This window comes from Streptomyces sp. NPDC048507 (genome assembly GCF_043199995.1).
GTDB lineage: Bacteria > Actinomycetota > Actinomycetes > Streptomycetales > Streptomycetaceae > Streptomyces.
Genome location: NZ_JBICWZ010000008.1, coordinates 116523 through 129932 on the forward strand (window position 1 = coordinate 116523; position 13410 = coordinate 129932).

Consider the following 13410-nt stretch of genomic DNA (forward strand, 5'->3'; position numbering starts at 1 on the left):
CTAGAAGGGCCAGAAGCCGGAGTCCTTGCCCCAGTCGAGCTTCACGCAGACCGCCTGGTCGCCGACCAGCTTGGACAGCCACTGGCCGAAGTTGAGCGGCACGCACCACTGCTTGCTGTTGTTGGCCGGCGGCACGGGGGTGGGCTTCGGCACGGGCGGGGGCTGCGGCGACGGGCCGGCCGGGCTCGGCACCGCGGGGACCGTGACTTCGGGGGACGGGGCCGGCGGGAACACCGGCGGGACGGAGACCTCGGGGACCTCGGGGGCGGGGGTCTCTGCGGGCTCCGGGACCGGCGTCGGCGTCGGCGTCGGTGCCGGTGTCGGGACGACCGGCGGCTCGGAGACCTCGGGGGTGGGGGTGGGCGTGGGTGTCGGGGTCGGGGTCGGGGTCGGAGCGGGTGCCGGGACGGCCGGCGAGGGTGCGACGGGGCTCGGCAGCTCGGGCTTCGGCAGCTCGGGCTTCGGCAGCTCGGGCTTCGGCACGGGCGGCGAGGGGACCTGCGGGGCCGGGACGTCCGGGCTCGGCATCACGGGCGGACTGGGGACCACCGGAGGACTGGGGACCACGGGCGGGCTCGGGACCACGGGCGGGCTCGGGACCACCGGGGGAGTCGGCTCGACCGGAGCCTTCGGGGTCAGCGCGTCGCGGAAGACCTTCGAGGACTCGGGGTGCTTGCCGCACTGCCAGACGCCGTGCGGGCAGTAGTCGGTGATGGTGTGGTAGAGCGGCTTGTGCTGCTCGATCCACTTCAGCATGCGCCGCATGTACTCCGCGTTGTCCCCGTTGCGGAACAGCCCCCACTCCGGGTACGAGATCTCCTTGCCGTGTGCCTTCGCGAAGTCGACGTGCTGCTGGAGTCCGTAGGGCTGGGTGATCTGGTCGTCGAACGTCCGGCCCGGACCCTGGTCGTACGAGTCCATGCCGACGATGTCGACGACGTCGTCACCCGGGTAGCACCTGGTCCAGCCGATCGCGTCGGTCCCCCGGTTGGGGGCGAAGTCGAACTTGAACCGCTGCCCCGGCACGGCCCGCATCGCCTGGACGACACGCTTCCAGTACGCCTTCCAGTTCTCCGGATCGGGCCCGCAGCGGTGCGTGTACGTGGTGCCGTTCATCTCCCAGCCGAGCACGATCACCGTGTCGGGCACGCCCAGCGCCACCAGCCGCTCGGCCAGCTTCGTGAAGTGCCGGTCGTACTGGCCCTCCGCGCCCGCCCGGATCAGCTGGGCCACCTGCCAGTCCGGCACCCGGGCCTCGTTGCGGGCCTGCATGGGCACGTTGAGGACGAACATCCGGTCGTCCTCGGCCCGGCGCCACTTGGCCCAGTCCGCGAGGAAGGACACGTTCCCCTCGATGCCGGCCCACTGGTCCCCGGGCAGATACGTGTGCCCGACCCGGATCTCCTTGCCGCCCAGCCAGCGCGACAGGTGGGGGATCCGGGCGATCCCGGACGGCCCGTAGTCGAGATAGGCGCCCATGGCGATGTCGGAGCCCCCGGGCTCCTCCTCCGGTGCCGCGAGGGCGGCGCCGGAGGCGAGCAGCCCGGCCGTGACCGTACCGATGCAGGTGCTCGCCAGTCGGCGGCGTGGTCTGGGCATGGCGTCTCCCGAGCTTTCCTGAACCGGTGTGCTTGCCAACGACGTTAGACATCACATCTGACGAATGGCCTGTCCGATGGCCTTTGCCTAGGCCATTCGCAGCTGCGCATCCCGCCCGCTTGGTCCGACTAGGTGAAAGACACCGTTTCCATGCACGCGTTCGCCAACCATGTGCCCGCCGTTCTGCTCAGACTCGATCGGAATCCGTTCCACCACGGAACCCTCGGCGCCGTCAGATCCCTGGGGCGCGGGGGCGTGGAGGTCCACGCCGTCGTCGAAGCCGGGGGAGGTCCCGTGGGGCGTTCGCGGTACCTGCGCGCCGCGCACCCGGGGCCGGCCGGGGGGCTCGACCCCGAGGCCCCCGAAGTGCTGCTGGAGTGTCTGACCGGGGTGTCCGAGCGGATCGGCCGTCCGGCGGTGCTCATCGCCATGGACGACCTCAGCGCCATCGCGGTGTCCCGGGTCGCACCGATGCTGACGGACCGTTTCCGGATCCCCCATCAGCCCGACGACCTGCCGGCGCGGGTGGCCGACAAGGCGGAGCTCTCGCGGCTGTGCGCGCGCTGGGACGTGCCGCACCCGGAGACCGTGATCCCGGCGGGCGCCGCCGAAGCGGCCGAGGCCGCCTGGCGGCTGGGCCTGCCGGTGGTGGCGAAGTGGAGCCGGCCGTGGCTGCTGCCGGCCGGCGCGGGACTGCGCAGCACCACCCTGGTGCACAGCGCCGCCGAAGCGCGGCGGCTGTACGAACGCTCCGCCGAAGCCGGGAGCCGGCTGCTGCTCCAGCGGTTCCTGCCCGCCGGGCCGGACACCGACTGGTTCTTCCACGGGGCGTTCGGCCGGGACGGGCGTCCGCTGCTTGCCGGGTCGGGCCGCAAGGAGCTGTCCTGGCCGGTGCGGACGGGCCTGACGGCGGTGGGGCGGTGGCTGCCGGACCCGGCCGTGGAAGAGGCCGGGCTGCGACTCGCCGAACGGCTGCGCTACCAGGGGATCCTGGACCTCGACTTCCGCCGCGACGAGCGGGGCACCTTCCGGCTGGTGGACTTCAACCCGCGGCCCGGGGCGCAGTTCCGGCTGTTCACCGACGACTTCGGGCTGGACGTGGTCCAGGCGATGTACCTGGACCTGACGGGGCAACGGGTCCCGGAGCCGGCGGGCGGCCCGGGGCGGGTGTTCGTCGCCGAGAACTACGCGCTGCTCGCGGCGGTACGCGGCCGGGGCGCCGGGGTCGGCGCCGCCGTGCGCGGGGAGCCCGTGCGCCGTGGCGGGGCGCGCGTGCCCGCCCCGGTGCCGGCGCGCGACGGCCGGCCGGCCGAAGCGGGCCCGCCGCCGCCCCGGGCGGGCGGTACGGGAGGCCCGTCCGTGGCGCCGCCCCGGGCGGAGGGTACGGGCGGGCCGTCCCCGGCGCCGCCCCGGGCGGAGCTCGCGGGCCCCGCCGTCGCGCCACCCCGGGCGGGGGGTGCGGGGTCCGGCTCGGCGGTGCCCGGGGCGGCGGTGCCCGGGGTGGGAGCCGGGGTTGCGGCTGGGGCCGGGGGCGGCGGGGAGGCGGGCCCCGTCCTGCCGGCCGGCCGCCGCCCGCAGCCCGCGCCGGACTCCCCGGGCCCGTCCCGCGACCCCTCCGCCGCCGCCCCCGGCCCGGCGGAGCGGGAGCGGCCGGTGGCTCCGGGTTCGGGCTGCGGCCCGGCGGCGCGGCCGGAGCCGGGGCGCCCGGCGGAGCCCGGCCGGGAGGGAGCCTCCGGCCCCGGGGAGCGAGGGGGCCCGGCGGGGCCGGACCGGCCCGGGGGTGCGGACCGGCCCGGGGGTGCGGATCGGCCGGATCCGGGGCGTGCGGCGTCCGGCGGCCCGGCGGACGGGCCCGGGGCCGGATCCGGGGCCGCGGGGGGCCCGCGTACGGGCGTCCCCGGCGCCCGGCCCCCCGGGGCGTCGCCGGGGCGTCCGGCCGCCCGGGGCGCGGGGGCCCGCGGGCCCGGCGCGGCACGGGGGAGGGTGGAGGCGGCCTGGTTCGCCGCCGACGACCCCGGGCCGTTCCTCGCGATGATCGCCGCCTTCCTGGGGCGCGGCCTCGGCAAGGGGGCCCGCGCCCTGCGCGGCGTACCCGAACAGGGCCGGCGCACCGCGCGGGCCCCCCGCCAGCGCGGCGGCGAACAGCCGCAGCCGCCGGCCCGCACGCTCCCGCCGGAGGCCCCGGCGGAGCCGGACGAACTGGTGACCCGGTGACCGAGGAGCTGGAGGAGCTGCCGTGAGGCGGACGGACGATCTCGTGGTGATCGGCGCGGGCCCGTACGGCCTGTCGATCGCCGCGCACGCGGCGGCGGCCGGGCTCGCCGTACGGGTCCTGGGGCGCCCCATGGCGTCCTGGCGGGACCACATGCCCGAAGGCATGTACCTCAAGTCGGAGCCCTGGTCCTCCAACCTCTCCGCGCCCGGCGGCCGCCACACCCTCGCCGACTACTGCGCCACCCTGGGCCTGCCCGCCGAGCACGGCAGCCCGCTGCCCATCGGCACCTTCAGCGCGTACGGGCTCTGGTTCGCCCGGCACGCCGGCCTGCCCGAGGTGGAGGAGGCCGTGGTCACCGAGGTCGCCCCGTACGGGGACGGCTTCCTCGTCCGCACCGCGGACGGCCCGCCCCGGCCCGCCCGGACGGTGGCCCTGGCGGTCGGGGTCATGCCCTTCACCCGGTACCCCGACGCACTGCGCGACCTGCCCGGCGGCCACTACTCGCACAGCAGCGGCCACCGGGACCTGTCCCGGTTCGCGGACCGCGAGGTGGCCGTCCTCGGCGCCGGACAGGCCGCACTGGAGACGGCCGCGCTGCTCGCCGAGGCCGGGGCCCGGCCGTGCCTGGTGGCCCGGCGGCCCCGGCTGAACTGGAACACCGTCCCGCAGCCGCTGGAACGCCCCCGGCTGCGCGCCCTGCGCGAACCGCACAGCGGACTCGGCACCGGCTGGCGCAGCTGGGTGTGGTCGGAGCTGCCCTGGGCGGTGCGGCGGCTGCCCGCGCCGACCCGGGAACGGATCGCCGCCACCGCGCTGGGGCCCGCCGGCGCCTGGTGGCTGCGGGAGCGCTTCGAACAGCGGGTGCCGACGCTGCTCGGACACCGCCTGCACCGGGCGGTGGCGGCGGGCGACCGCACCCGCCTCGCGCTGACCACCCCGGCCGGGGAACCCGTCGTCCTGGACACCGCGCACGTCATCGCGGCCACCGGCTTCGCCCCCGACCTGGCCCGGCTGGCCCTCCTGGACGCGGGGCTGCGGGACGCGCTGGCCACCGTCGGCGGCGGCGGGACGCCGGAACTGAGCCCCCGGTTCGAGTCCTCCTGGCCCGGACTCTTCTTCGCGGGGCTGCTGACCGCTCCCTCGTTCGGACCTTCCATGCGATTCGTACACGGCGCGGGCTTCACGGCGGGGAGACTGGTGAGGGGAGTCCTGGCGCGCCTCGGCGCACGGGGCCCGCTGACCGGCACCACCGACGGTGCCGGCCCCGACCGGGCCGGTGCCGGGCATTGCGACGACACATCTCCGCTGAGATCCACCTGAGAGGGGTCCGCGATGGGCGCGGAGCGAGCACAGGGCGGCCGTGGCTGGGTGCGCATCCCCGCCAGCCGCGGGGAGCAGGCCCCGGCCGGGGCGGCGGGAGGCACCCCGTACGCGGGGACGCCGTACGCGGGGACGCCGTACGCGGGCACCCCGTACGCGCCGCGGTCCGCGGCCGCCGCCGGGGCCGGCGCGGCCGCCGGGGCGTTCGCCCCCCGCGATCCGGCCGCCATCTACCTCTCCCTCCTCAAGCGCTGGCGGGAGGCCGGACGCACCCTTCCGGGGCATCCTGACGAGGAGTGGGAGCGGCTCATCTCCCAGCCGTGCTGGCCCGGCCGTTAGGTGGTGTGACGCGTGGCAGCGGCGGAGCGCGACAGACCCGGGCAGGGTGCCCCCGGCCCCGTGACGGGGCCCGGAGAGCGCCTCGCGCTCAACGGCATGGGCAGTTTCGAATGGGACCTCATCGCCGGCACCCTCCTCCTGGACGAGTCCGGCCTGACCGTCTTCGACCTGGAGGCGGAGGAGTTCGACGACACCCCCGAAGGCCTCGGCCTGCGCATCCCCGCCGACGACGCGGCCCGCCTCGCGGACACCGTGGTCGGCGTCCTGGACGGCGGCGGGGAGACGTACGGCGCGTACTTCACCGTGCACCGGCGCGACGGCCGCGACCAGTGGACGCACACCCAGGGCCGGGTGCTGCGGGACCCCGGCGGCACGGCGCTGCGGATCGTCGGGATCGTCCGCGACGCCACCGCCGAGCTCGCCCACGCCACCGTGCTGCGCAAACTGGAGACGGCCCGCACCCAGCAGGCCGCCATCGTGCAGCGCACCACCGAGGCCCTGTCGCGGGCGGTGACGGTGGACGACGTGACCGCCACCCTGACCGGCGCGGGCGCCCTGGAACGCCTCGGGGCCGACGGCCTCGCCCTGGGCCTCGTCGAGAACGGCACCATCAAGATCATCGCGTTGAGCGGGGAGTCCCTGGAGATCCTCAGCGAGCGCCAGTTCACCCGGCTGGACGGATCGCTGCCGCTCTCCCAGGCCGTCCTCAGCAGGAAGGCACGTTTCGTCACCTCCCTCACGGAACTCGCCGCGGAGTTCCCGCTGCTCGCCGACTACCTGAACCGAATCCGCTACGACGCCGCCGCCTACCTCCCGCTCATCGCCCAGGCCAAGGCCATCGGCGGGCTCGTGCTCTTCTACCGGCGGCGCAGCGACTTCAGCCCCGAGGAACGCAACCTGTGCCTCGGCCTGGCCGGCATCGTCGCCCAGTCCCTCCAGCGGGCCCTCCTGTTCGACCAGGAGCGCGAGTTCGCCACCGGACTCCAGGCCGCCATGCTGCCCCGCAGGATCCCCGAGATCACCGGCGGCGAGATCGCCGTGCGCTACCACTCCGCCTGGAGCGGCCGGGAGGTCGGCGGGGACTGGTACGACGTCATCGCCCTGCCCCGCGACCGCGTCGGCATCGTCGTCGGCGACGTCCAGGGCCACGACACCCACGCCGCCGCCATCATGGGCCAGCTGCGCATCGCCCTGCGGGCCTACGCGGGCGAAGGGCACTCCCCGTCCACCGTCCTCGCCCGGGCCTCCCGCTTCCTCGCCGAACTCGACACCGAACGCTTCGCCACCTGCATGTACGCCCAGGTGGACCTGGAGACCGGAGGCGTACGCGCCGCCCGCGCGGGCCACCTCGGCCCGCTCATCCGGCACACGGACGGCCGAACCGGCTGGCCCAACGTGCGCGGCGGCCTGCCGCTGGGCCTCGCGTCCGTCTTCGCGCAGGAGGAGTTCCCCGAGACCCGCCTGGACCTGGTGCCCGGCGAAACCCTCGTCCTGTGCACCGACGGGCTCGTCGAAGAACCCGGCACCGCCATCACCCAGGGCATGGACGCCCTCGCCCACGCCGTGCGCGGCGGCCCCCAGGAAGCCGGTGCGCTCGCCGACCACCTCTCCGACCGGCTCTGGGAACGCTGGGGCTCCGGCGACGACGTGGCCCTGCTCGTGCTGCGCCGCGCCCCGGACCCGGGCACCCACCGCGCCCCGCGCATCCACCAGTACGTCCACCAGGCCGACCCGGAGGGGCTCTCCGACGCCCGCTACGCCCTGCGGCAGGCCCTGCGCGACTGGGGCATGGCCGAGCTCGCCGACGACGTCGAGCTGGCGGCGGGGGAACTGCTGGTCAACGCCCTGCTGCACACCGACGGCGGGGCGGTGCTGACCATGGAGGTGCTGCCCGAACCCGTACGGCGGATCCGGCTGTGGGTCAAGGACCGCTCCAGCGTCTGGCCGCGCCGGCGCACCCCGGGCGAGGCGGCCACGACGGGACGCGGACTGCTGCTCGTCGACGCCCTGGCCACGCACTGGGGGGTGGAGTCCCGAGGGGACGGGAAGGCCGTCTGGTGCGAGTTCGCCCTGGGCGCCGCCCCCCGTGTCCCGGAGTGACCGGATGGTCACTCCGAGTTGTGGCGGGCGGGGCGCGGGGTGATGATGCGGCCATGGAACGGAAGGCAATGACGAAGACGGCGCCGACGGGGACGGCGCCGGGAGCCGCGCGGTCGACGGGGCGCGTGCCGTGCGCCGCCTGAGCCGCGGCGCGGTCACGGGCATCCTGGCGGTGCTGCTGCTGGCGGCCGGGGCGCCGAAGGTGGTGGACTGGACGACGGGTCGCCCGCACGCGGACCCGGGGTGCCAGACGGTCGCGTTCATGTCGATGACGGGCGTCGCGCCCGACTGCCACTGACCGGCTGACGGCCACCGACGACCGCCCGGCCGGGAGCCGCCGGGCGGGCTGGGACCCGCCGGGCGGGCTGGGACCCGCCGGCCGGGCCGGGGCCCGGGCGGGTCCCGGCCCGGCCGGTGCGTCCGGCTTCGGCCGCTAGGCCGTCTCCTCCGGACCTTGCCTGGCCCGCGCCGCCCGGCCCCGCACCTCGCCGCGTTGTCGAGGCCAGTACCGGGGAGCCTCTCCGCCTCGCGCTGCACGGCACCGGACGACGCGGACTCGACCGGCAAGATCCGAAAGAGACGGCCTAGCGGCGGTGGGCCACCCGGACCTCCTGCTCGTCCGCGGCGACGACGTCGATCGCCCGCGGCATCAGCCCGCCGCCGAAGTGGATCTCCTGGATCTCCGCCGTCGCCCGCGCGGTCCCCTCGTGGATCCCCGGGGTCACGGCCAGCCCGCTCCGCGCCTCCCAGCGGTGCTCCATGCCGTCGCAGTGGGCGTCGCCCGCGCCGAGACCGAGGCGGTAGCGGTCGTCCTGCACGAGCGTCACCTTCACCTGAACCGCCCCCGCGGGTGACGACGCCTCGCAGCTGTAGGTCCCGGAAAGGGTGATTGTTCCGTCCCGCTCGATGTCGGCGTGCGGACGGAGGGAAATGTGCTGGTGGTACACCGTGGCCGCGGCGGGGGCCGTGAACAGGGCGGTGGCGGCCAGTGCGGAGAAGGCCGAGAGGGCAATTCGGCGGCCGGGCGTGCGCATTTCTTCCTCCAAGGGGTGTGGATGACGGGATTCCGCCGGAACGCATTGTGCTGGCAGTTGGCGGGCGACGCGCACCGCATCCCCGTGTCGGTGTGTGCAATTGCCCGCTCGGGCGCGTGAGACTGGCCGGAATACTTCCCCGCACCGAAAACCCCCGAAGGGGCCCCGTATGCGCCCGCCCGCGTCCGTCCTCGCCGCCGCCGCTCTCCTTCCCGCCCTGCTGCTCGGTGCCACCGCCTGCCAGAGCGCGCCCGAGGGAGCCGCCCTCGCCCCCGCCGCCGCACCCGCCGTCCCGGTCGACGACGGGGCGCCCGGCGCCGACGAGGACCCGGCCGCGCCGGCCGGCGGGGCGCAGCGCACCGCCGCGAAGGATGCCCATGTGGGTGACTCCGTACGGGTGCAAGGGCTGGAGGTGGGACGGCACCTCCAGGCGGTGCTCGCCGCCTACGTGGACCCCGCGGTCAGCGTCGAGCCGAACTACGGGCCGCCCGCCGGGAAGCGCTGGGTGGCCGCCTCGATGTCGTTCGTCAACGTCGGCGGAGCCTCGTACGGGGCCCTCGGGCGCATGTGGGCGTACGACAGCGCCGGAAAGCGCCACCCGGTGGTGCGCACCGGCGAACTCACCACCGGCAAACCGCTCGTCTTCGATTCCCTCGCCGTCGGCGAGCGGGCCGAGGGGTGGGTGGTGTTCGAAATCCCGGAAAAGGTGCGCATTGTGCGTCTCCAGTACCAGGACGCGAACATGCGGGCGAATTCCGGAGGTGGATTCTGGGCCGTGTAGCCCGCCCGGGTGAAAGGCCGTGAAAGGGCCCGGCGGCGGAGCACTAAGGTGCGGCGCATGACTTCAACGCAAGCCGAAATCGACCGGACCCAGCTCGGCACCCTTTCCGTGCTCGCCTGGATCGGTGACCCCTCCGAAGGCCACGACATCCCGTACCTCCTCGCCTACACGCTCGGCGACGGCCCGCAGGGCCGCGAGGCCGGCGAGAAGGCCGCGCGCGGCCTGCTGGAGGAGATCGGCCTGCCGATCGGCGACGTGGTCATGGACGGCACCCGCAGCCCGCGCACCTTCGCCGTGCAGATCGTCCTCGCGGGCAACCAGGTCGCGCTGACCCTGCCGGGCCTGAACGCGACCTGCACCGCCCCGGACGAGTGGGTCGCCGCGGCCAACGAGAGCGGCCAGGCGTACTTCCTGTTCGCCACGCGCGCCTGGCCCGAGGCCCTCCCCGGCAAGCCCGTGACCCCGGAGATCCTCCAGGGCTTCGCCGGTGACGAGGAAGTCCTCACCAGCAGCGCCCACTGCGTCCTGACCGTGCAGAGCCTGCAGAAGTAGGCGGGTCCGCCGGCGCCGGCGCCGGCGCCGGCGTCAGCGCCGCCGCACCGCACTCCGGCCGCCGGGCTCCCAGCCTGCCCGGTGGCCGGTACCCGCCCGGTCTCCCGTACGGGTTCGACGCGGTTCATCCGTTTCATCCGGTTCAGGGGCGCTCGAAGGCGAACCGCAGCGAACGCACCCGGTTGTCGAAACTGGAACCCGCCAGATCGGGCCGGCCCACCGCGCGCAGCCCCACCGGCCGCGTCAGCAACTCGCGGAACAGGGCCTTCATCTCCACCCGGGCCAGGTGCGCGCCCAGGCAGAAGTGCGGGCCGCCGCCCCCGAAGCCCAGGTGGGGGTTGGGGGAGCGGGTGATGTCGAACGCGTCGGGGTCGGGGAAGACGTCCTCGTCCCGGTTGGCCGACGCGTAGTACAGCACCACCTTCTCGCCGGGCCGCAGCACCAGTCCGCCCAGGGAGTGTTCGCAGGTCACCGTCCGGCGGAACTGGATGATCGGCGTCGAGTGGCGGATCATCTCGTCCACCGCGCCGTCCGCGTACTTCTCGAAGTCCGACAGCAACAGGTCGCGCTGGTCCGGGAAATCGGTCAGCAGCGTCAGCCCGTGCGTGATGGCGTTGCGGGTGGTCTCCACCCCCGCCACCATCAAGAGGCTGAAGAACGCGCCCAGTTGCCGGGCCCCGAGCGCCTGGCCGTCGACGTTCGCGCAGACCAGCGCCGAGATCAGATCGTCGGTGGGGTTCTTGCGCCGCTCCCGGCCGATGCCCGCGACCATGCGCTGCATCCGGGCCAGCGCCCGCAGCCCGCGCCCGGGCATCCGCAGCCGGGACGCCAGGCCGCGCTCGACCCCGATGTTCTCGGAGGCGTGGTTGACCCGGTCGGCGATCTCCGCCCGGTAGCGCTCCGGGATCCCCATCATGTTGCAGATGACCTCCAGGGGCAGCCGGGAGGCCACCGCCGAGACGAACTCCTGCGGCCGTTCCTCCAGTACGTCGTCCACGATCCGGGCCGCGACCGCGTGGATGTCCTCCTCCGCGGCCGCCAGCAGGCGCGGAGTGAACGCCCGCTGCACGATCTTGCGCAGCTGCGCGTGGTCCGGGCCGTCCAGGTTCACCATCGAGTCACCGAACAGCGCCCGCACCCACCGGGCCGGCTCCGGCGTCGTGACGCCCGGCGCGCTCGCGAACACCTTGGGCAGCCGGCTGGCCTCCTGCACGTCCGCGTGCCGCACCAGGGCCCAGTGGCCCGGCCCCTCGGGGACGAACACCGGCGAGGGCAGGGCGCGCAGGCGGGCGAACGCGGCGAGCCGGCGCTCCGGCGGGAGCTGCCAGAAGCCCGGCTCGGCCAGCTCCGCTCCGGGACCGTCCGTGCTGCTGCTGCCGTGCCTTTGCGGGGGGAGTGTCATGGGGGCCGTCTCTTCCTTGTCGCCGTCGCGCGTCGTGCGCCGTGCTGCAGAACGGCGACGGGGGCACGCGGGTGACGGCCGCGGGCCGGGCTCAGGCGCCGACGGCGGCCCGGCCCTGGGCCCGGACCGAGAGGGTCATGCCCACGACCACGGTGGCCGTCGCCACGAGGCCCGCGTAGAGCACCGCGTAGGCGCCCGTCCAGGTGCAGGCGAGGATCGCGAGGGCGGACAGCGGCAGCACCAGCTGCTGGGCGGGGCCCCGCTTGAAGTGGCGCGAGTGCAGCAGCCACACCATCAGCAGGAACAGGGCGGTCGGCACGGTGACGGCGGCGTTCGCGGCCAGCTGCGAAATGTGGGCCTTGCCGACCGCGTGCTCCACCGCGACCTCGATGCCCGCACCGATCGCCGCCCCCGAGGCGAAGATCAGGAGGTGGCCGTAACCCCACGGAATGGCCTGCCGGTTGGAGGTCAGCCGTTCGTGCATCGGCACCGCGAAATAGATCCACCAGGCGGCGAAAACGATCAGCAGACCGCCCGCGGCGATGGGCAGCAGCTCGCCCAGTGCTTCGTGCTCGTCCAGCGCCGACTTCACCGCCACCGTGCTCGCCGCGATGGTCTCGCCGAGCACGATGATGGTGAACAGCCCGTACCGCTCGGCGATGTGGTGCGCGTGCCACGGCGTCTGGTGGCCCCGCTCCGCCAGCACCGGCACCATCAGCTCGGCGGCCACCAACACCAGGAACAGCCACTTCTTGAGCCCGTCCGGAGCGAACAGCAGCGCCACCCAGCCGGCCTGGCAGATCACCAGCCCCGCCGCGTACTTCAGCGCCGCCGCCCGGGCCTGGCCGCTCTCGCCGGCCGCCGCCCGCAGCCACTGCGCCGTCAGCGCCACCCGCATGATCAGGTAGCCGATGACGGCCACCGTCCAGTCGTTCGCGTCGAAGGCCCGGCTCACCCCCGCCGCGTACACGAGCACACCGGCGATCTGCACGAGCGTCGCGATCCGGTACGGCACGTCATCGCAGTCGTAGGCCGAGGCGAACCACGTGAAGTTCATCCACGCCCACCACACCCCGAAGAAGACGAAGAAATAGCCGATCACCCCGGTCCCCGGATGGCCCTCCGCCAGCGCGTGCACCAGGCGCTGGCCCGCCTGCGCGATCGCGACGACGAAACAGAGGTCGAAGAACAGCTCCAGCGGGGTCGCCGCCCGGTGGTCCTCGTCGCGGCTGCGGGCGGTCATCGGTACGTACGTCATACCGCCCAGCACACCAGCGCGCGCCCTCCTAACAGGCGAGGCGCGCGGCCCGCAGCACCCGGGTACCCCGGGCGGACTCGTAGCGCGCCAGCACCAGACGGGCGATCCTCGGGTGGTCGGCCAGCGGCTCGGACACCGTCCAGGCCCCCGCCCCGGCCAGCGCCCGCGCGAACCGGCCCGGAGCCAGCAGGTGCGCCGCCACCGCGATCCGCCCGTACCCGGCCTCCCGCAGCGCCGCCACCGCCCCGGGCACCGTCGGCCCCGCCGAGGTCAGGTACGCCCCGATCACCGGGACCGGCCGGAGCCCGCCCTCGCCGGCCAGCAGCGCCGCCAGCCGCGCGGCACAGTCGGCCGTGCCGTCGTTGCCGCCGGGCCGCGACGATCCCGCCCCGGCCACCACCACCGCGTCGGCCCGCGCGTACGGGCCACGGCGCCGCTCCGCCTCGCGCAGCCGGCCGTGCAACGCCAGGGCCACCTCCGGCTCCCCGCCGAGCCCCTCGGTCAGCACGCAGCCCGTGCCTGCCAGGACCGCCGGGACATCGACCCGCCGGTGATAGCCGTCACCGAGCAGCAGCGGCACCACCACCGCCCGCGGGTGCTCCCGTACGACCTCGGCGAGGGACGGGCGCTGCACATCGAGGTGGCCGACGGCGGCGCGGACGCCGCTCATCGCCTCGACGGCGGAGGTGAGCCGCCCGATGGTCGCAGCCGCGGCCGGGTCCGCGCTTCCGTGGACGGCGAGTACGAGCATGGCTTCCGGCTTCCTCCGACGGCGGGGCCCTCACGGACCCGGGTCTCCCCCCTTCTCCA

General features: G+C 75.1%; 12 protein-coding genes. 7 read left to right on the plus strand and 5 right to left on the minus strand.

Annotated elements, in window-relative coordinates:
* Positions 1-1599 carry a glycoside hydrolase family 26 protein gene (locus ACGFXC_RS23030; RefSeq protein ID WP_393715582.1) on the minus strand — a complete coding sequence of 533 codons (1599 nt, stop codon included), beginning with the start codon at positions 1597-1599 and terminating at the stop codon, positions 1-3.
* A gap of 294 nt (positions 1600-1893) precedes the next feature.
* Between ACGFXC_RS23030 and ACGFXC_RS23035 the strand changes: the two genes are divergently transcribed.
* The 5 genes from ACGFXC_RS23035 to ACGFXC_RS23055 all read left to right on the plus strand — a co-directional run bounded on the left by ACGFXC_RS23035 (position 1894) and on the right by ACGFXC_RS23055 (position 7871).
* Positions 1894-3813: a hypothetical protein gene (locus tag ACGFXC_RS23035; RefSeq protein ID WP_393715584.1), complete on the plus strand. Its 1920-nt coding sequence runs from the start codon at positions 1894-1896 to the stop codon at positions 3811-3813.
* 22 nt (positions 3814-3835) lie between these two features.
* Positions 3836-5134 (plus strand): NAD(P)-binding domain-containing protein, encoded by a 1299-nt coding sequence (locus tag ACGFXC_RS23040; protein ID WP_393715585.1) that lies wholly within the window; start codon positions 3836-3838, stop codon positions 5132-5134.
* Between the two features lie 12 nt (positions 5135-5146).
* Positions 5147-5473, plus strand: a complete 327-nt coding sequence (locus tag ACGFXC_RS23045) for a hypothetical protein (protein ID WP_393715587.1) — start codon at positions 5147-5149, stop codon at positions 5471-5473.
* 96 nt (positions 5474-5569) lie between these two features.
* Complete coding sequence (locus tag ACGFXC_RS23050; RefSeq protein WP_393715877.1) at positions 5570-7573, plus strand: SpoIIE family protein phosphatase; 2004 nt, start codon at positions 5570-5572, stop codon at positions 7571-7573.
* A 130-nt stretch (positions 7574-7703) separates the two neighbouring features.
* Complete coding sequence (locus ACGFXC_RS23055) at positions 7704-7871, plus strand: hypothetical protein (protein WP_351831325.1); 168 nt, start codon at positions 7704-7706, stop codon at positions 7869-7871.
* Between the two features lie 286 nt (positions 7872-8157).
* Here ACGFXC_RS23055 and ACGFXC_RS23060 read toward each other — a convergent pair whose 3' ends face one another.
* Complete coding sequence (locus tag ACGFXC_RS23060; RefSeq protein ID WP_393715589.1) at positions 8158-8607, minus strand: DUF6299 family protein; 450 nt, start codon at positions 8605-8607, stop codon at positions 8158-8160.
* A 169-nt stretch (positions 8608-8776) separates the two neighbouring features.
* Between ACGFXC_RS23060 and ACGFXC_RS23065 the strand changes: the two genes are divergently transcribed.
* On the plus strand, positions 8777-9388 hold the full coding sequence (locus ACGFXC_RS23065) for a hypothetical protein (protein WP_393715591.1): 612 nt from the start codon (positions 8777-8779) through the stop codon (positions 9386-9388).
* A gap of 57 nt (positions 9389-9445) precedes the next feature.
* The gene (locus ACGFXC_RS23070) at positions 9446-9940 is read left to right on the plus strand and encodes a DUF5949 family protein (protein WP_393715593.1); all 495 of its coding nucleotides are present in this window, start codon (positions 9446-9448) and stop codon (positions 9938-9940) included.
* A gap of 142 nt (positions 9941-10082) precedes the next feature.
* On the opposite strand, the gene ACGFXC_RS23075 is transcribed toward ACGFXC_RS23070, so the two are convergent.
* The 3 genes from ACGFXC_RS23075 to ACGFXC_RS23085 form a co-directional block, all read right to left on the minus strand.
* Positions 10083-11342, minus strand: a complete 1260-nt coding sequence (locus tag ACGFXC_RS23075; protein WP_393715595.1) for a cytochrome P450 — start codon at positions 11340-11342, stop codon at positions 10083-10085.
* A 91-nt stretch (positions 11343-11433) separates the two neighbouring features.
* On the minus strand, positions 11434-12600 hold the full coding sequence (locus ACGFXC_RS23080) for a low temperature requirement protein A (protein ID WP_393715597.1): 1167 nt from the start codon (positions 12598-12600) through the stop codon (positions 11434-11436).
* 28 nt (positions 12601-12628) lie between these two features.
* Positions 12629-13351 carry a sirohydrochlorin chelatase gene (locus tag ACGFXC_RS23085; RefSeq protein ID WP_393715599.1) on the minus strand — a complete coding sequence of 241 codons (723 nt, stop codon included), beginning with the start codon at positions 13349-13351 and terminating at the stop codon, positions 12629-12631.
* Positions 13352-13410 lie beyond the last annotated feature (59 nt).